This window comes from Aquitalea sp. ASV11 (genome assembly GCF_016429185.1).
Lineage (GTDB): Bacteria > Pseudomonadota > Gammaproteobacteria > Burkholderiales > Chromobacteriaceae > Aquitalea > Aquitalea pelogenes.
The window spans coordinates 1-17,530 of record NZ_JAELUD010000044.1; the positions used below are offsets into that span (position 1 = coordinate 1).

Genomic DNA, 17,530 nt, shown 5'->3' on the forward strand with positions numbered 1-17,530 from the left:
TGGGTGGAGCACGCCATCCAGCTTGGCATCACCACTTTCGACCATGCCGACCTGTACGGCGGCTTTCGCTGCGAGGCGCTGTTCGGCCAGTGGCTGAAGGCCAACCCCGGCCAGCGCGAGCACATCCAGCTGGTGAGCAAATGCGGCATCAAGCCGGCAGATGCCAGCCGTGGCTGGCAGGTAAAGCACTACGACAGCAGCCGCGCGCATATCCTGGCCTCGGTGGATGCTTCCTTGCAGAACCTGGGCACGGACTATCTGGACCTGCTGCTGATTCACCGCCCGGACCCGCTGCTGGACCCGGACGAAGTGGCAGACACCTTTGCCAGCCTCAAGGCCTGCGGCAAGGTGCGGCATTTTGGCGTATCCAACTTCAGTCCCAGCCAGTTTGCCCTGCTCTCGTCGCGCACAGCCTTGCTCACCAATCAGGTGGAAGCCTCGCTGCTGCATGGCGCGCCCCTGTTCGACGGTACGTTTGACCAGTGCCTGCAAGCTGGCATCCGGCCCATGGTGTGGTCGCCGCTGGCGGGAGGCCGTCTGTTACAGCCTGCAGCCCACCCGGCATTGCACGCAGCCCTGCAGCAGATGGCAGCCGAGCTGGCGGTCACTCCCGCCACGCTGGCGCTGGCCTGGCTGATGCGCCACCCGGCCCGCCCCATCCCCATTTCCGGCTCGCGCCGCCTGGCTTCGCTGGATGAAGCAGCTGCTGCCTGCCGCCTGCAACTGGACCGCCAGCAATGGTTTGCCCTGCTGGAAGCGGCCCACGGCCAGCCAGTCGCCTGACTGCTTGTGCCAGATCGGCCTTTTTGGCCTTTTTTTCTGCAACACTTCACCTAAGCTCAATAAGCGGGACAATGACAAAGGGGATATGGCATGCAAGTGGCTGAACTTTTCGAGCAGGCATCCGGACGGTTGCCGATGGTACCCAAGGTGGTGCAGGAGCTGATTGAAAGCTTTCACAAGACCGATATCAATATTGATGAAATCAGCGACAAGGTCGGGCACGATCAGGTGCTGACCGCCCGTGTGCTGCGGCTGGCCAATACCGCGCGCTTTGGTGGCAGCCGTCGCGTAGGTTCACTGGACGATGCGGTAGTACTGCTGGGCTTTGACAACCTGCGCATTCTGGTTATCGCCTCCGGCATTACCGGTGCCACCGCCGGCATACCGGGCTTTGACATGAAAGGCTTCTGGCAGCGCAGCTTTGCCATGGCCAATACCGCCAAGCGGCTGGCCAAACTGGCCAGGCTGGATGCCCAGCTGGGTTATACCTGTGGCCTGCTGTCGAATATCGGCGAACTGGTGCTGCATGTGGCGATGCCGCAGCAGGCGGTGCAGATCGACAAGATTGTGGCGGGCGGCGCAGACCGGGTGGCCACCGAACGCATGTTGCTGGGCGTGGACCTGACCGAAGTGGGTGCCGAGCTGGCCCGGCGCTGGAATTTCCCGGACGACATCCAGCAAGCCATTCGCGATCAGCACGACCTGCTGGGCGATGTCTCGCGCTTTGCCATCGTGATTGGCCTGTCGGCCTATATGGTGGCCGGCTTCAATCACGACATGAGCGAAAGCGACATGCTGACCACACTGCCCTGGAGCGTGGTGGACAAACTGGGCATCGACCGTGATGCGCTGACCGGTGCCATTGGTGATCTGAAAGAGGCCTGCAACGGCATCGACGACATGTTCTGAGACAGACTTCGCTGTCCCAAAAAAAGGCTGCCCGCAGGCAGCCTTTTGCTTTCATACCCGACGGGGCCAAGCCTCAGCCTTCTTCTTCCTCGCTGGAAGCCTCGACATGGCCCACCACCCCGACAAAGCGGAATTCGATCTCGGCCATCAGTTCGTCGATGCGGATCACACTCAGCTGGATACGGTCGCCACGCGCCAGTTCCGGCAGGCCCGGAATGCGTACCCGCATCGGCAGACCGTCGATACGTACCAGGTCTTCCTTGATGAAGGTGGCGGTGACATTGCTGACACCTTCCTGGGTAAACCAGCGCAGGCACCAGAAGTGTTCCAGCTTGTCCTGGAAACCCAGATAGGCGGAATAGGTGGTGTCAAAATCGCGCAGCAGGGCAAACAGCATGGCATTGCCTTGCTCGAACTGCGGCTTCTCGCCACGAATCATCGCCGTGAGCTGGCGCTGGTTGACGAAGTCGGTGGCACGGCGCAGCGGCGAGGTGGCCCAGGCATATTGCGCCACGCCCAGGCCGATATGCGGCTCGGGGCGGGTGGTCATGCGGACCTTGCCCATGCTCTGGGCGCGATACATGGCCGGGATATCCGCTTCGGCCAGCATGCGGCCCCATTCACTGTTGGCCAGAATCATCAGTTCCGACACCAGCTTGTCCATGGGGGCACCACGCTTGCGCAGGGTGATCAGTACCTTGCCATCGACCACATCAAAGTTGTAGTCCATCTGCACCGGACGGGTGGGGTCGTACTTGCCACGGCGTTTTTCCAGTGCATTGGCAAAGTGCCACAGCCAGGTCAGCTCACGCTTGAACGGGTAATCCACACCCGGATCGTTCAGCAGGGTGTCTTCGTTGAACTGCTGTTCCAGCTCGGCATGACGCAGGTTGGCCGCAATGCGCACCCGTTCGATACGGCTTTCGTAGGCCACCGGTTCGAAGTCCGGCGTAACGTCCACATACAGGCTGAGCGCCGGGCAGTCCTGCCCTTCCTGCAAGGTAAAGGCCTGCACCACGTCGTCCGGCAACATGGTGATCTTGCCACCGGGGAAATACACGGTGGACAGGCGGCCCCATACCAGTTTTTCGATGTCCGAATCCACCGGCACGCCAAGTGTAGGGGCAGCAATATGGATGCCCACACGCTTGTTGCCGTCCGGCAGGTCGACTACCGACAACGCATCGTCGATTTCGGTGGTGTTGGCGTCATCAATGGAGAAAGCCGCCACCTCGGAGAGCGGCAGTTCTTCCGGCAGCAGCGGCGGGGCATATTTGCCAAAACCGCTGCCCATGGGAAAGTACTCCATCAGGAAACCGGCCATCAGGTAGTCCGGCACCGAACTGATGCCGCCCACGCTTTGTGCCAGTTTCAGCGGCGGCTGGTTCAGCTCGCGCGCGGCCTGGTCGAAGGCCTTGAATTCCAGCGTGTTCTTGTCCGGCTTCCACAGCAAGGTCATCAACTGGCTGCGGATGGCCTCAGGCAGGGTACCGGCCTTCAGCTCGGCCACCCAGCCATCAATCTGCTCTTGCTCGCGCTTTTTGCGCTCGATACCAGCCAGGGCGGCTTTCAGTGCTTCTTCCGGGGCTTTTTTATAGCGGCCCTTGCCTTTTTTGTAGAAATACATCGGGGCACCGAACACGCGCAGGATGATGGCAGCACTCTCCAGTGCCGAGGGGGCATGCCCCCAGTAATCGGCTGCCAGCACATCGTGCTCGAACTCATCTTCCGGGCTGCATTCCCACAGGAAATCCAGATCGATCTCATCAGCCATTTTTTCTGCAGCAGGAAGAAAATCTGCCAGAGTCGAGCTAAACTCGAGAAAAACATTGCTTGATTTGATCTTGGCTCGCTTGCCATGCAGCGTATCTACCTGCAAGCTGGCATCGGCACGGGACACAATGGTGCCAACCTTGAAGGAACCGCTTTCTTCGTAAAATACGTTCATTTGCGCGCCAACTGATTCATCAAGCCAGAATTATAACATTGAGCATTCAGGCACTGCTTTCCTTTGCAATGCCTTGAGCCTTGCCCATGTTTGCACAGCACTGCTGTACCGCCAGGCTGTCGCACAGACCTCGCCCACGTCTGAATAACGGATAACACTATGAAGCTGGCAAACAACCTACACCACTCGGCAAGAGAACACGCTGCACGTGAAATCGATCGCATCGGCCACATGCTGGTGATGCGCTGGGACCGTTCGCTGGCTGCACACCTGCTGGCACTGCTGAACAATCTGGAACGCCACATCGACACGGAACAGGCATTGCCCCTGCACAGCGAATGCACCGCATTGCGCAATCTGCTACAGCACTGGTTGCTGCAGAACGATGCCAGCCCGAGTGAACCGGAACGCTACAACGAACTGCGCCACCACCTGGGCATTGTCAGCCAGCTGGCGATGATGTCCGACCGGCAGACCGTACCCGAACAGAACAACACGGGCTTGAGCCAGCCCGGGCCACATCTGCTGTACCTGTGGATGCAGGAAAGCGAGGAGTCGGCCAGCTTGAGCGAGCAATTAAGCTGCTATGGTTTTGTAGTGCGGGTGATGTACCAGGCATCACGGCTGGCGCAGGCACTGAACGAGGCCAAACCGGCAGCGGTGGTGGCCTATACCGACTTTGCCGCCAGCGACCCCATTTTCACCCTGGCTGATACCTTGCGTGGCCTGTGTCCCTTGCTGTTCTGTTCGCCACGCATTGATTTTGATGCCCGTTTGCAGGCGGTGCGCGCCGGTGGCTCCGGTTTTCTGGGCTGGCCGGTGCTGGCACACGAGCTGATAGACAGCCTGAACTTTGGCGACCTGGGTGAAAAACGCGACCCGCTGCGGGTGATGATTGTGGAAGACATGGCCTCGCTGGCCGGCCTGTACGCCAGCGTGCTTGGTCAGCATGGTGTTGACACCCTGCAGGTCACCGAGCCTGCCCGGGTGCTGGATGGCATCGTGCAGTTCCGCCCGGACCTGATCCTGATGGATATGTACATGCCGGGCTGCAATGGCATGGAGCTGGCACAGATCATCCGCCAGCAACGCTTGCTGGATGGCATTCCCATCCTGTTCCTGTCGGTGGAAAAACGGCAGTCCATCCAGCTGGATACGCTGACGCTGGGCATTGACGGTTTTCTCACCAAGCCGGTGGCCCCGGAAGAACTGGTGGTAACGGTGATCAACCGTGCCCGGCGTTACCGCAAGCTGCGCTCCTACATCATCAACGACAGCCTGACCGGCCTGCTCAACCACTCCCATCTGTATGCCCAGCTGGAATACGAAGTACTGCGCGCCAGACGGGACCAGCGTGCCTTGTCGCTGGTAATGCTGGACCTCGACCATTTCAAGGTGGTCAACGATACCTACGGCCATCCGGCAGGTGATGAAGTACTGGTCAACCTGGCCCGCTTCCTGAAAGAGAGGCTGCGCCGCTCCGACCTGATCAGCCGTTACGGTGGCGAAGAGTTTGCCATCGTGTTGCCAGGCACCCGTCAGGAAGATGCCCTGCAGGTAATGGAAGCCCTGCGGCAGGCATTCGTGCAGATCGACCAGTTCAGTAACCAGCGTACCTTCCGCCAGACCTTCAGCGTGGGTATCAGCTCGCTGGCTACGGCTGACGACACCACCACCCTGGTACAACAGGCGGACGACATGCTGTATCAGGCCAAGCATCTGGGCCGCAACCGTGTGCAGGCCTATGCGCTGCCCAGGGTGGATGTGCCAGCCGAGGGCTGACAGCAAAAACGCCCGCAGTGCGGGCGTCAGGCTGCTGACAAGGTTATTTGGTGCGCTTGTACTGGACCCGGCAAAGCCGGGCCTTTCAACTAACTCTTGGATTCCGCAGCCTTCCCATCTATTCCCCTTTCCCCCCGCCCTTGCCCAGCCAATTAAAGTTGGGAGCCTCGCTTTCCTTTCTGAAAGCGAGAGGAGATTATCAATACAGTCTTGGCTGAATGTCAGACTGCATCGGCCAGAATCAGCCTTACATTGTGTTCTTCCAGCAGCTTGGCCAGCGACTCCGGCGGCTCGGCATCGGTGAACACGGTGTGGAATTCGCTGATATGTCCCATGCGCACCAGCGCATTGCGGCCAAACTTGCTGTGGTCGGCAGCCAGGTAACGGTGACGGGCATTGGACATCATCGCCTGCGCCACCCGCACTTCGCGGTAATCGAAATCCAGCAGCGAGCCATCGGTCTCGATACCGGACACGCCGATGATGGCGTAATCCACCTTGAACTGGTTGATGAAGTCCAGTGTGGCTACCCCGGTAATGCCGCCATCACTGGCGCGCACCACGCCGGAGGTGATCATCACGGTGAAATCCGGATTGGCCGACATGATGGACGCCACATGGATATTGTTGGTGATGACTCGCAAACCCTTGTGGGTGATGGTGAGCGCCTGGGCCACCGCTTCGATGGTGGTACCGATGCTCATGAACAGCGAGGCATGGTCCGGAATGCTGCCGGCAATCATGTCGGCAATATGTGCCTTTTCGCTCTGGAATTTTCCTTTGCGCGCAAAGTAATCCTCGTTCTCCACGCTGCTGCCCAGGGCAGCACCACCGTGATAACGGCGCAGCAAATTTTCTTCACACAGCTGGTTGATGTCGCGGCGGATGGTTTGCGGCGTGACATCGAGCAGTCTGGCCAGTTCTTCGATCGGCATGAAGCCATTTTCGCGGACCAGCTGCAGAATCTTGTCGTGACGGGGTGAGCGGCTCATAGGGATTCGATTCCGAAAATCATGTTTAGTTACTAACATATTTTCTGGTAGTAGGGCAAATGCTAGCACCAATCCGCCCTTGACCCGCCGCAAGCCGACGGCAAAAGCCACCGGGCCTGCAACAAGTGCAGGCCCGGCATGCTTCAGGCCAGAACCTGTTGCATGGCTGCCCGCGCCAGCACTGCGGTGGTATCCACCGCTGCCATGCCGCAATTGGCCTCATCCAGTACCAGCGGCAACTCGGTGCAGGCCAGCGCCACACCATCGCAACCTGCCGCCCGCAAGTCCGCCACCACCTGTAATAATTGCTGCAGGCTATCGCCACTTACGCTGCCATTGGGAACCAGCTCTTCAAAAATCACCCGCTGCACAATGGCCTGGCCTGCTTCATCCGGAATCCACTCCTCCACCCCCACGGCTGCCAACGGTGCACGGTACAGATGGGACTGCATGGTCCAGCGGGTACCCAATACGCCGACCCGGCGCAGGCCACGCTGCCGGCACTCTGCCGCAACCACATCCAGCATGCTGATGAGCGGCAAGGGCGCACGGCGGCGAATGCCATCAATACAGCAATGCACGGTATTGGCCGGAATCACCGCCACCTGGGCACCGGCTGCTGCCAGCCGCTGCAAGGAGCCGACAATGGAGTCCTCGACAATATCCCAGCGCTCTTGCAACTGGGCGGCATGCACCACGCCAAAGTCTGGCTGGTCCAGCACGAAGCGGGGGTGATGATGGTGACCGCCACACATCAGGGCGGAAAGTTGATGCATTTTGGACAGGCAGTCCAGCGCACCGGGAACGGTTACGCCGGCAATGCCGATGACGGCTGCTTTCATCTTGCTGCTTTGCCTCTACTCAGGAGTGTGCGTCGGCCCTGGCCTTGGTCAGGAACGGAGAGGCATCATTATGCCATTCGGGACGATGCAGGAACTCGGCAATCGGCATCGCCCTGGCATAGCGATAGCCTTGCAGCAAATGCGCGCCATGACTGCGCAGATAATCTTCCTGTTGCAGGGTTTCCACGCCTTCGGCCACCACGGCCAGTCCCAGCTTGGCAGCCAGCTGCAAGATGCTGTCCAGGATATCGGCCGACAGGCTGTCACTGCCGATGCCGGCCACAAAACTGCGGTCGATTTTCAGTTCGTCCACATCCAGCTTTTGCAGATAGGACAGGCTGGAATGCCCGGTGCCAAAATCGTCGATGGCAATACGCACGCCCATATCATGCAGTTTTTGTAGCTGGGCATCGGTTTGCGGGCCGGTCTTGATCAGCTCGCGTTCGGTCAATTCCAGGGTCAGCACGATGCTGCCCGGCGCAAAAACCGACAAAAAGGCAGCACAATCGGCCGGCAGGCTACCTGCTTCGATATGCGTGGCACTGACATTGATGCTGATCTGGAAACCGGGTGGCAAGGGACAGTCTTTTAACTGTTCGGCTGTCTGCTGCATCAGTGAGCGGGTCATGGCCACGATATGACCGGTATTTTCGGCAAACGGAATGAAGAGATCGGGCAGCACGATACCATCTACCGGGTGGTGCCAGCGCATCAGCACCTCCACCCCGCGCCACTGCAAATGCTCGGCATCAATCAGCGGTTGCAGGTAGGGAATGAATTCCCGTTCGCGCACCGCACGTTGCAATTCCCGGCTGGGCGCGCCGTTACGCAGCAACAGACGATGAAACCCCCAGCTGAAACTGGCGCTGAACAACAAGAGCAAAGCCAGTTGATCCGGCTCCTGCTTCACCCGTTCCAGCACCATCCACGGCATGGAGTAATCCATGACGATGGATAGCGGATAACGCCCTGAACTAAGATAACGTTGCTGCCAGTGACGACGTTGCGGTGGAGATGTCATCCCCCCATGTTCGTCCAGCCAGCGCTCGCCAACCTGCAGGTAAAACCAGGTGTTCTGTTCATGGTGCGCCAGCCTGTCCTTGAGATAATCACTGTCCACGGTAAGCTGGATGGCGTGGACATCGTGCCGCTTGGCGTCCAGCCACAGCATCAGCAAGGGATGCCAGGGCGACAGGCGGTTTCCCGGCAATAGCAGCAGCCGGGTCTGGTTCGGGTATTCCTGCGAATAGGCGGGCGAATGCCAGCCAATCACCGAGTCGCAATACACCCGGCCATCCTGATCAATCAGCCGCATCGAGCGGACGTAGGACTGGGTGGTGACCTGTCGGCGGATTTCCGGATAAATGTTGCGACATTCCAGATCCGGCTTCTGCAACATGGCCTCGCCCGTGCTTTGTGCCTGATCGAGAATCTGCTCGATTTTTTCCAGCTTGTAAGCCAGCTGGCTTTCCAGTGCCGACTGGATACCCGAGTAGAACTGGTAGAGCATCAACAGGCCGCCCAGCATGAACAGCGCCAGTCCGGGCAGCATGGTCAGCATGATGCGCTGGCTGCGTCCCAGTGGCTCTAGCGAAGGTAATTGCACGGCAATCTTCCAGAGAAGCTGATCACAGCTGACACTGTAGGCCAATAAAAAACCGCCGAGAGCGGCGGTTTGGTCTGGAACGGCGTTAACTGATCAACTTGCCAGTCTTGCCTTGTGGCGGGCAATCTGGGCACGCACCTGGTTCGGCGCGGTGCCGCCCACGTGGTCGCGCTGGGCCAGGCTGCCTTCCGGGGTCAGTACCTGGTAGATGTCCTGCTCGATCAGCTGGCTGAACTGTTTGAGTTCATCCAGCGACAGATCGGCCAGATCCACGCCACGGCCTTCGGCGTAGCGCACGCTCAGCGCCACCACTTCGTGGCTGTCGCGGAAAGGCAGGCCCTTCTTCACCAGGTAGTCGGCCAGGTCGGTGGCGGTGGCAAAGCCCTGCAGCACGGCAGCGCGCATGGCTTCCGGCTTCACGGTGACGCCACGCATCATGTCGGCGTAGATGCGCAAGGTGTCGATCAGGGTGTCCACGGTGTCGAACAAGGGTTCCTTGTCTTCCTGGTTGTCCTTGTTGTAGGCCAGCGGCTGCGCCTTCATCAGGGTGACCAGCGCAATCAGGTGGCCCACCACGCGGCCGGATTTGCCACGTACCAGTTCCGGCACGTCCGGGTTTTTCTTCTGCGGCATGATGGAGCTGCCGGTGCAGAAGCGGTCGGCAATGTCGATGAAGCCGACGCGCGGGCTCATCCACAGGATCAGCTCTTCGGACAGGCGGCTCAGGTGCACCATCACCAGGCTGGCAGCAGCAGTGAATTCGATGGCGAAGTCACGGTCGGACACCGCGTCCAGCGAGTTGTGGCAGACATCGTCAAAACCCAGTAGTTGCGCAGTGTAATGACGGTCGATGGGGAAGGTGGTGCCGGCCAGGGCGGCCGCGCCCAGCGGCAGGCGGTTGACGCGCTTGCGGCAGTCGGTCATGCGTTCTGCATCGCGCGCCAGCATTTCCACATAGGCCAGCATATGGTGGCCAAAGGTCACCGGCTGGGCCACTTGCAGGTGGGTGAAGCCCGGCATCACGGTGTCGGCGTGTTTTTCGGCCAGTTCCAGCAGGCTGGTTTGCAGTTCGGCAATGAAGCCGACGATGGCGTCGATCTGTGCACGCAGCCACAGGCGGATGTCGGTAGCCACCTGGTCGTTACGCGAACGGCCGGTGTGCAGGCGTTTGCCGGCATCGCCGATCTTGTCGGTCAGGCGACGTTCCACATTCATGTGCACGTCTTCCAGATCCACACTCCACTCCAGTCGGCCAGCGCGGATGTCATCCAGGATTTCGGCCATGCCACGTCGGATTGCCGCCACGTCGTCGTCGGACAGCACGCCTGCCTTGTTCAGCATGGTGGCGTGAGCCAGCGAGCCTTCGATGTCGAATTCGGCCAGTCGCTTGTCGAAGTCGATGGAGGCGGTGTATTTCTTGACGAGTTCGGAAACCGGTTCGCTGAAGCGACCGGACCAGGCATGGCTTTCTTGCATCTCGATGGTTCCCTGCGGTGATTGTCTTGGGCTGCCCGTAGGCAGCAGCGGCAATTATAGGGAAAGCCACCCCCGAGGGCGAGCCGGCTTTGGCCCGGCTGTGGCATTACCGTGTCATGGGTGTGGTTTGATCAGCCAGACAGTCGGCCAGATAGTCGATCAGCACCCGCACCTTGGGTGGCAGATAGCGGTTGGGCGGATAAAGCAGCCAGGCCATGCCGCGATAGGCGGTGGTGAACTCCCAGTCATCCAGCACGGTTTCTATCTGCCCGGCTGCCAATACCGCCTGCGCGGTAAAGTGCGGCAGCGGCGCAATGCCCAGATGGTTCAACACGCCTTGCAAGCGCAACTCGCTGTGATTGGTGGCATAACGGCCTTGCACTGTCACGCTCAGTTGCTCATTGCCACGCCGCAATTGCCAGCGCTTGTCCCCGGCATGTTCGGCCAGATACAGGCACAAATGATTTGCCAGCTCGCGAGGATGGCCGGGCCGTCCATGGCTTGCCAGGTACTGCGGCGATGCGCACAGCAACTGGCGTATTGGCATCAGCGGTCGGCCGGCCATGCCGGGCGGCGGGGTGTCGGTGGCACGGATGGTGAAGTCCAGCCCCTCGGCCAGCGGGTCGACATCGCGGTCGCTGATGAACAGCTCCACATTCACCTGTGGATAAGCCGCCAGGAAGGCCGGAATTAGCGGCGCCACCACAAAGCGGCCAAAGGCCTTGGGCATGCTGACCCGCACCGTACCCTGTGGCCGGGCATGTTGCTGCTGGGCCAGCTGCACTGCTTCATCAGCGGCATCCAGCATGCTGCGACAGCGCTGCAAAGTGGCGTCTCCGGCCTCGGTCAGCCGTAACTGTCGGGTACTGCGCTCCAGCAAACGCACGCCCAGAGCGGCTTCCAGCCGGGCCACCTGGCGGCTGATGGCCGACGGGGTCATGCCCAGTTGCCGCGCAGCGGCGGAAAAGCTGCCACGCTCCACCACCAGGGCAAACACCGCCATGTCAGGCAACAGGCCTATCAGTTTATTTGTTCCCATGCAGCACAATTCCTGTTCCAAAACTGGATATTATCAATACCAGACACAGCAATGATAATTCAGCCATTGCCCTCCCGCGAAAGCCTGTCATGCCCGCCCAGCACCCCTTGCATCAACGTTATCCCCTCCTGCCGGATCTGCTCCTGCTACTGGTAGCCATGGTGTGGGGCAGCAGCTATGGCCTGGCCAAGCAAGCCTTGCTGTTTTATCCCGTCCTCGGCCTGCTGGCGCTACGCTTCGGCCTGACCTTCATACTGCTGCTGCCCGCCCTGCGGGCACTGGCCGATGTTGCCGTCCGGCGCGCCACCCTGCAGGCGGCCTTGCCATTGGGCATCGGTTTGCTGGCGATTTTCCTGTGCGAGACCGTTGGCGTGGCCCATACCAGTGCCGCCAATGCCGCCTTCCTGATCAGCCTGTGCCTGGTGCTGACACCCTTTGCCGAATGGTGGCTGCTGGGGCAAAAGCCTGTTGCCGATGCGCTGCTGGCCGCTGCGGCATCACTGCTGGGTGCCTGGCTGCTCAGTGGTGCCACACAGCTGCAACTGAATGCCGGTGATGTGCTGATGTTGCTGGCGGCCTTGCTGCGCGCGGTGATGAGCTGCCTCACCCGCAAACTGACTGCCAACAAGCCAGTGGCCACGCTGGCGCTGACTGGCTTGCAAAGCCTGGTGATCTGCCTCTCTTGCCTGCTGCTGGCCAGCATGCAGGGAGGCTTGCCCGCGCTGCCCACCGCGCTGGCCTTCTGGGGCAATACCCTCTATCTGGTGCTGTTATGCACCCTGTTTGCCTTTTTTGCCATGAACTACGCCTTGCGGCACAGCAGTGCCACCCGGGTTGCACTGCTAACCGGCAGCGAACCGGTGTTCGGTGCCGCCTTTGCCGTGTTGTGGCTGGGTGAATCACTTTCCGTGGCCAGCTGGCTGGGGGGTGGCCTGATGGTGGCCGCCAGCCTGTGGGCCGTACGTCCGCGCCGCCGCATGCAGCTGGCCAGCGCCTGAGCCGCCGAGCTGGCTCGCCCGCCGCACCGGCAGCTTGCTATGATGCAATTCCACTCTACCCAATGACTGCACATGGATCAGCACCGTCGGCCACACACGGTTTTTGCCATTCCGGATTTCCGCAATCTGGGGGTGATGCTGCGCATCCTGCTGCTGCTTAACCTGCTGTTGCTGATCTGCACCTTGTACCAGAGCGATGGGGATGGCTGGTGGCTGCGCCTGCTAGCAGGTGCCAGCTGGGCCGAGCCGTCCATGCTGCTCGGCCTGGGCCTGCTGGGTGCCCTGTCACCCTGGCTTGGCCGACAGCGCCATGCCAGCCTGCTGGTGATGGTCATCAGCATGTTGTGTGTCGTGCTGCAGGACCGGCTGCTCAATCCGCTGGAGCTGCCCCGGCTGGAGCGCCCGCTGCTGGCCGGGCTGCTGTCCCTGCTGCTGCTGCATTACTTCAGCCTGCGCCAGCGTGCCCTGTCACCGGCGCTGGGCGAGGCACGGCTGGCGGCACTGCAAGCACGCATACGCCCCCACTTCCTGTTCAACAGCCTGAACGCGGCGATTGCGCTGATCCGCTCGCGGCCGGAAAAAGCGGAAATGGTGCTGGAGAACCTGGCCGACCTGTTTCGCGCGCAGATGGCCGACCCCGGCCGTACTTCGACGCTGGAACGTGAAATCGAGCTGGCGCGCATGTATCTGGCCATCGAGAGCGAGCGGCTGGGAGAGCGGCTGAATGTACGCTGGCATATCGATGCTGCGCTGGATGCCGGTCTGCCGCCGCTGCTATTGCAACCGCTGGTGGAAAACGCCGTGCATCATGGCGTGGAACGTTGCCGCGCGGGTGGTGAAATCCGGGTGCGGGCAGAAGTAAAAGGCGGGCAATTACTGCTGAGTGTCAGCAACCCCTTGTCCGCTGAGCAGGACAGCGCCCATCAGGGCAACCGCATGGCACTGGATAATCTGCGTGAGCGGCTGGCGCTGTTTTACGATGCAGAAGCATCGCTGCAAGTGGCCCAGGCCGATGGCCAGTACCACACCATGATCCGCCTGCCCTACCAGCCGGCAAGCCCGGCGGGGCAGAACCCTTTTTCCCGCTAGCCACCACGGAGCCAAACATGGGCAAGAACCGGCTGGAAGCCTTCAGCGATGGCGTGATTGCCATCATCATCACCATCATGGTGCTGGAACTCAAGGTTCCGCATGACAGCAGCCTCGCTGCACTGGCGGCACTGTGGCCGGTGTTCCTCAGCTATGTGCTCAGCTTTGTCTACGTGGGCATTTACTGGAACAACCACCACCATTTCTACCATGTGGTGCGTCATGTGGACGGCCGGGTGCTGTGGGCCAACCTGCACCTGCTGTTCTGGTTGTCACTGCTACCCTTTGTCACCGGCTGGATGGGTGAAAACCACATGGAATCCCTGCCGGTGGCGCTGTATGGCGTGGTACTGCTGATGTCCGCCCTGGCCTGGTATGTGATGCAGCGTACCTTGCTGTGCGTACCGGGTAACCGCGAGGTGCTGCTGCATGCGCTGGGCCGCGACCGCAAGGGCAGGCTGTCGCCGCTGTTCTACCTGCTGGGCATCGGCCTGTCGTTTTATTCCAGCTGGCTGGGCGCTGCCGTATACGGCCTGCTGGCGCTGTGGTGGCTGGTACCGGACCGGCGCATGGAGCAGGCTGCCAGCCAGCAACATTGATCTGTCATCATCGGCGCAGTGCGGCATAATCGCCGCTATCTCTCCTGACGGGTTTCTGCCATGAAAAACATTCCGCGCCCCGCGCCCTTCATGTTGCTGTCTACCAATCACGGCAGCATGATCGTCAACCGCAACGACTTTGCCCCGTCCGATGGCGAATCCTATGGCGTGGGCTATCAGCTGATGACGCAAAGCGGCTACGAGCAGGAGGAGGTGGACTTTGTGCTGGCCTTGCTGGCCAGCTGCCTGCGCGACCGGGGCGAAGGCGTGCTGGCCATCGACTGCGGCGCCAATATCGGGGTGCATACCATCGAGATGGCCCGTTTCATGTACACCTGGGGCCATGTGGTGGCCTTCGAGGCGCAGGAGAAAATCTACTACGCCTTGTGCGGCAATATCGCCCTCAACAACTGCCTGAACGTGAATGCGCTCAACTCCGCCGTGGGCGAGCACTGCGGGCAGATCGACATTCCGGAACCGGACTACCTGCGCCCCGGCTCTTTTGGCAGCGTGGAATTGCAGCAGTCGGCCAGCAATGAATTCATCGGTCAGCCGCTGGACTACCAGCACCGCACCATCCGCATCGACCTGGTCAGCCTGGATTCGCTGGGCCTGCAACGCATCGACTTCATCAAGATCGACGTGGAAGGCATGGAGGAACAGGTGCTGCGCGGGGCGGAGCAATCCATCCGCCGCTGCCGGCCGCTGATTTTCATGGAAATCATCAAGTCGGACATGACGGTCATCCGCCCCTGGCTGGAGGCGCTGGGTTATCGCCTGTTCCCGGCGGGCGTCAACATGCTGGCGGTGCATCAGGATGACGCGCTGATTCCGCACCTGAAAAACGAAGGCGGCCGCCTGCAACTGGTATAAGCGGCCGCGCCGGTTGCGGCTTACAAGGTCCAGGCCAGCCGGGTAGCTTCGTAAATGGCCTCTTCGGCGGTGCGCGGCGTCTGGCAATCGCCAATGGCGTGCACTTCCAGATCCAGCCCGTCCAGTTGCTGACGCAATGCGTCATCCGGCTGCGGCGGCTGGCACAGCACCAGGCTGTCGATGTCCTCGCACAGCATGGCTTCCTCGCTGGCGGTGTGCTGCAAATAAACAGTGTGGTCATCCACACCATACAAGCGTGCATAAGGCAGGATGGCCACTTGCAACTGGTGTAGCCGCGCGGCCAGCTGGTCGCGCACATACATCGGCAGGGCCTGTCCCATCAGCGGTGCGTTGACGGCCAGTGTCACCCGATGCCCGGCCTCGGCCAGCCGGATGGCCAGCCCCGGCCCCACCCAGTCGGCACGCCAGTCACTCACCACCACCCGCGCGCCGACCCGGGCTCCCTGCAACACGTCCCAGCTGTCGTGCACCGGCAGGCTGCCGCCCACCTCCAGCCGCGGTGTGGCCTTTGTGGCGCCACAGGCCAGAATCAGCACGTCAGGCGCTTGTTGCTGCACCAGGTTCCGCTCCACCCGACGCCGCAATACCACTTCCACCCCGGCCTCGCGCAGTGCGTATTGCAGATTGGTGATCAGACCGCCAAATTCCGCCCGGTCCGGCAGTTGCTGTGCCAGCAGTACCTGCCCGCCCAATTGCGCCGCTGCTTCGTACAAGCTCACCTGATGGCCGCGTTGCGCCGCAATCACTGCGGCCTGCATGCCGGCCGGACCGCCCCCCGCCACCATCACCCGGCGCGGCTTGCTGGCAGGTGTCAGCGGGCCGAACTGCAATTCGCGCCCGGAAAGCGGGTTCTGGATGCAGGAAATGGGCAGGCCTCGGTGAAAACGTCCGATGCAGGACTGATTGCAGGCAATGCAGGCGCGGATGGCATCCGGCTGCTGCCTGGCCACCTTGTTGGGTAGCTCCGGGTCGCAAATCAGCGCCCGTGTCATGCCGCAGGCGTCCACCACCCCGCGTGCCAGCAGTTGTTCCGCCTCTTGCGGCTGGTTGATGCGGCCAGCCAGCAATAATGGAATGGACAGCGCCTGGCGGAAACGTCCGGCGGGGGTAGCCAGATAAGCCGCCGGAAACGCCATGGGCGGGGCAATATGCACCGCGCCACCCAGGCTGGCCGAGGTACCGGCCACCAGGCTGACATAATCCAGCTGTTCTTGCAGCGCGACACAGGCTTGCAAGGCTTCGTCTTCCTGCAGGCCCTCGCTGTCGCGCTCGTCCAGCGAAATGCGCAAGCCCACCACGCAGTCTTCATCCACTGTGGCGCGAATGGCCGCCACCACCTCGCGCAAAAAACGCAGCCTGCCGTCAAGGTTTCCACCATAGCCGTCCGTGCGCAGATTCAGCCGCGGGTTGAGAAACTGCACCGGCAGATAGCCATGGCTGGCGACGATTTCCACCCCGTCCAGCCCCGCCGTGCGGATGCGTCGCGCCGCAGCGGCATAACCGGCAATCAAGGCGGCGATTTCGGTTTCACGCAAGGCGCGCGGCATCACGTGAAAGCGCTCGCTGGGCACGGCAGAGGCGGAATACGCCACTGCCTGCATGCCATCGGCGGTTTCCATGATTTCACGCCCCGGATGAAACAGCTGGGCAAACAGCGTGGCCCCTGCGGCATGCACAGCGTCGGCCAGCGCACGATAGCCGGGAATGCAACTGTCGTCGGTGGCCATCAGCGCGTGCGAGGTGTAACGCGCGCTTTCATGCACGCCGGAAACCTGCAGCACGATCAGCCCGACTCCGCCACGCGCCCGCGCGGCATGATAGGCAATCAGCGCCGGGCTGACCTGGCAGTCAACCGGCAGCACGGTATCGTGCCCGGTGGAAACAATGCGGTTGCGCAAGGACAGCTTGCCGATACGCAAGGGGGACAGCAGATGAGGGAAGGCAGTGGACATGGCGACTCCGGGTTCTGACAGCGGGTTGGCAACAGACAGCAGCCGATATTCCGCATAAGCCGGGAGCTTGCCTGCTGGCCCATGGGCGGGAGGCGGGCCTCTTGCCGGTCACCAGCAGTACTGCTAACGCAGGGTGGTCCGGCCATGCCGGACTACCCGGACCGGCAGAACTGCCACACTGGCAGACAACCGCCAGGGGTGGCCGACGCGAGTCCACGGCGCGCCGCCCCCCTCCCGTGCACTGGCCGGGTTTATTTCAGTGTCGACAGATAAGCGATGATGGCATTGCGCTGGCCGGCATCCGGCACCCCGGCAAACGGCATCACATTACCCGGAATGGTTTGCTGCGGATTGGCCAGATAGGCGGAGAGCAGGGTTTTATCCCAGCTCTTGCCCAGGGTTTTCATCGCCCGGCTGTAACGAAAGCCCGGATAACTGCCAACCTTGCGTCCGATCACGCCTTTCAGGCTGGGGCCAACACCATTGCTGCCGGTGACGCTGTGACAGGCGGCACACTGGGCAAAAGCAGCGGGCGGCGTAGCTGGGCCAGCTGCGAATGCCGACACCGGCAGCAAGGCAGCAACGAACAAGAAAATACGCATGGGGATCTCCTCAAGGGGT

The 17,530-nt window shown here is 61.3% G+C and carries 15 protein-coding genes; 7 read left to right on the top strand and 8 right to left on the bottom strand.

Annotation, left to right across the window (positions count from 1 at the left end; translation table 11 throughout):
• Positions 1–783, top strand: a 783-nt coding sequence (locus JHD62_RS14030; protein ID WP_199103408.1) for an aldo/keto reductase family oxidoreductase, incomplete at its 5' end; no start/stop codon positions are given.
• Positions 784–873: 90 nt separating this feature from the next.
• Positions 874–1,692: an HDOD domain-containing protein gene (locus JHD62_RS14035; RefSeq protein WP_199103409.1), complete on the top strand. Its 819-nt coding sequence runs from the start codon at positions 874–876 to the stop codon at positions 1,690–1,692.
• A 73-nt stretch (positions 1,693–1,765) separates the two neighbouring features.
• Here JHD62_RS14035 and JHD62_RS14040 read toward each other — a convergent pair whose 3' ends face one another.
• Positions 1,766–3,640, bottom strand: coding sequence for a ribonuclease catalytic domain-containing protein (locus tag JHD62_RS14040; RefSeq protein ID WP_199103410.1), 1,875 nt, complete (start codon positions 3,638–3,640; stop codon positions 1,766–1,768).
• 159 nt (positions 3,641–3,799) lie between these two features.
• On the opposite strand from JHD62_RS14040, the gene JHD62_RS14045 reads away from it, so the two are divergent.
• Entirely contained in the window at positions 3,800–5,422 is a 1,623-nt protein-coding gene (locus tag JHD62_RS14045; protein ID WP_233160946.1) for a diguanylate cyclase, read from the top strand.
• A gap of 221 nt (positions 5,423–5,643) precedes the next feature.
• Here the strand turns inward: JHD62_RS14045 and JHD62_RS14050 are convergent, their stop codons facing one another.
• The 5 genes from JHD62_RS14050 to JHD62_RS14070 all read right to left on the bottom strand — a co-directional run bounded on the left by JHD62_RS14050 (position 5,644) and on the right by JHD62_RS14070 (position 11,377).
• Positions 5,644–6,414, bottom strand: a complete 771-nt coding sequence (locus JHD62_RS14050; protein WP_045846546.1) for a DeoR/GlpR family DNA-binding transcription regulator — start codon at positions 6,412–6,414, stop codon at positions 5,644–5,646.
• Between the two features lie 143 nt (positions 6,415–6,557).
• Entirely contained in the window at positions 6,558–7,256 is a 699-nt protein-coding gene (locus tag JHD62_RS14055; protein ID WP_199103411.1) for an aspartate/glutamate racemase family protein, read from the bottom strand.
• A gap of 19 nt (positions 7,257–7,275) precedes the next feature.
• Positions 7,276–8,862 (bottom strand): cyclic diguanylate phosphodiesterase, encoded by a 1,587-nt coding sequence (locus JHD62_RS14060; protein ID WP_199103412.1) that lies wholly within the window; start codon positions 8,860–8,862, stop codon positions 7,276–7,278.
• Positions 8,863–8,955: 93 nt separating this feature from the next.
• A complete protein-coding gene (argH, locus tag JHD62_RS14065; RefSeq protein ID WP_062789424.1) occupies positions 8,956–10,338 on the bottom strand; it encodes an argininosuccinate lyase in 1,383 nt (460 codons plus the stop codon).
• A 106-nt stretch (positions 10,339–10,444) separates the two neighbouring features.
• Positions 10,445–11,377 carry a LysR family transcriptional regulator gene (locus JHD62_RS14070; RefSeq protein WP_199103413.1) on the bottom strand — a complete coding sequence of 311 codons (933 nt, stop codon included), beginning with the start codon at positions 11,375–11,377 and terminating at the stop codon, positions 10,445–10,447.
• 89 nt (positions 11,378–11,466) lie between these two features.
• Here JHD62_RS14070 and JHD62_RS14075 point away from each other — a divergent pair, with 89 nt between their 5' ends.
• The 4 genes from JHD62_RS14075 to JHD62_RS14090 all read left to right on the top strand — a co-directional run bounded on the left by JHD62_RS14075 (position 11,467) and on the right by JHD62_RS14090 (position 14,936).
• Entirely contained in the window at positions 11,467–12,375 is a 909-nt protein-coding gene (locus tag JHD62_RS14075; RefSeq protein ID WP_199103414.1) for a DMT family transporter, read from the top strand.
• A gap of 72 nt (positions 12,376–12,447) precedes the next feature.
• Positions 12,448–13,464 carry a sensor histidine kinase gene (locus tag JHD62_RS14080; RefSeq protein ID WP_199103415.1) on the top strand — a complete coding sequence of 339 codons (1,017 nt, stop codon included), beginning with the start codon at positions 12,448–12,450 and terminating at the stop codon, positions 13,462–13,464.
• Between the two features lie 17 nt (positions 13,465–13,481).
• Positions 13,482–14,063 (top strand): TMEM175 family protein, encoded by a 582-nt coding sequence (locus JHD62_RS14085; RefSeq protein ID WP_045848119.1) that lies wholly within the window; start codon positions 13,482–13,484, stop codon positions 14,061–14,063.
• 60 nt (positions 14,064–14,123) lie between these two features.
• Complete coding sequence (locus JHD62_RS14090; protein ID WP_199103416.1) at positions 14,124–14,936, top strand: FkbM family methyltransferase; 813 nt, start codon at positions 14,124–14,126, stop codon at positions 14,934–14,936.
• Between the two features lie 20 nt (positions 14,937–14,956).
• Here JHD62_RS14090 and JHD62_RS14095 read toward each other — a convergent pair whose 3' ends face one another.
• Both JHD62_RS14095 and JHD62_RS14100 read right to left on the bottom strand, forming a co-directional pair.
• Positions 14,957–16,909 (bottom strand): FAD-dependent oxidoreductase, encoded by a 1,953-nt coding sequence (locus JHD62_RS14095; RefSeq protein ID WP_199103417.1) that lies wholly within the window; start codon positions 16,907–16,909, stop codon positions 14,957–14,959.
• A 251-nt stretch (positions 16,910–17,160) separates the two neighbouring features.
• Positions 17,161–17,511 (bottom strand): cytochrome c family protein, encoded by a 351-nt coding sequence (locus JHD62_RS14100; RefSeq protein WP_199103418.1) that lies wholly within the window; start codon positions 17,509–17,511, stop codon positions 17,161–17,163.
• Positions 17,512–17,530: the final 19 nt, after the last annotated feature.

What these genes read in the sequence shown, in the direction of transcription:
- JHD62_RS14035 (WP_199103409.1), top strand. Translation starts at nt 874, where the DNA reads ATGCAAGTGGCTGAACTTTTCGAGCAGGCATCCGGACGGTTGCCGATG.
- JHD62_RS14040 (WP_199103410.1), bottom strand. Translation starts at nt 3,640, where the DNA reads ATGAACGTATTTTACGAAGAAAGCGGTTCCTTCAAGGTTGGCACCATT.
- JHD62_RS14045 (WP_233160946.1), top strand. Translation starts at nt 3,800, where the DNA reads ATGAAGCTGGCAAACAACCTACACCACTCGGCAAGAGAACACGCTGCA.
- JHD62_RS14050 (WP_045846546.1), bottom strand. Translation starts at nt 6,414, where the DNA reads ATGAGCCGCTCACCCCGTCACGACAAGATTCTGCAGCTGGTCCGCGAA.
- JHD62_RS14055 (WP_199103411.1), bottom strand. Translation starts at nt 7,256, where the DNA reads ATGAAAGCAGCCGTCATCGGCATTGCCGGCGTAACCGTTCCCGGTGCG.
- argH (WP_062789424.1), bottom strand. Translation starts at nt 10,338, where the DNA reads ATGCAAGAAAGCCATGCCTGGTCCGGTCGCTTCAGCGAACCGGTTTCC.
- JHD62_RS14070 (WP_199103413.1), bottom strand. Translation starts at nt 11,377, where the DNA reads ATGGGAACAAATAAACTGATAGGCCTGTTGCCTGACATGGCGGTGTTT.
- JHD62_RS14075 (WP_199103414.1), top strand. Translation starts at nt 11,467, where the DNA reads ATGCCCGCCCAGCACCCCTTGCATCAACGTTATCCCCTCCTGCCGGAT.
- JHD62_RS14080 (WP_199103415.1), top strand. Translation starts at nt 12,448, where the DNA reads ATGGATCAGCACCGTCGGCCACACACGGTTTTTGCCATTCCGGATTTC.
- JHD62_RS14085 (WP_045848119.1), top strand. Translation starts at nt 13,482, where the DNA reads ATGGGCAAGAACCGGCTGGAAGCCTTCAGCGATGGCGTGATTGCCATC.
- JHD62_RS14090 (WP_199103416.1), top strand. Translation starts at nt 14,124, where the DNA reads ATGAAAAACATTCCGCGCCCCGCGCCCTTCATGTTGCTGTCTACCAAT.
- JHD62_RS14095 (WP_199103417.1), bottom strand. Translation starts at nt 16,909, where the DNA reads ATGTCCACTGCCTTCCCTCATCTGCTGTCCCCCTTGCGTATCGGCAAG.
- JHD62_RS14100 (WP_199103418.1), bottom strand. Translation starts at nt 17,511, where the DNA reads ATGCGTATTTTCTTGTTCGTTGCTGCCTTGCTGCCGGTGTCGGCATTC.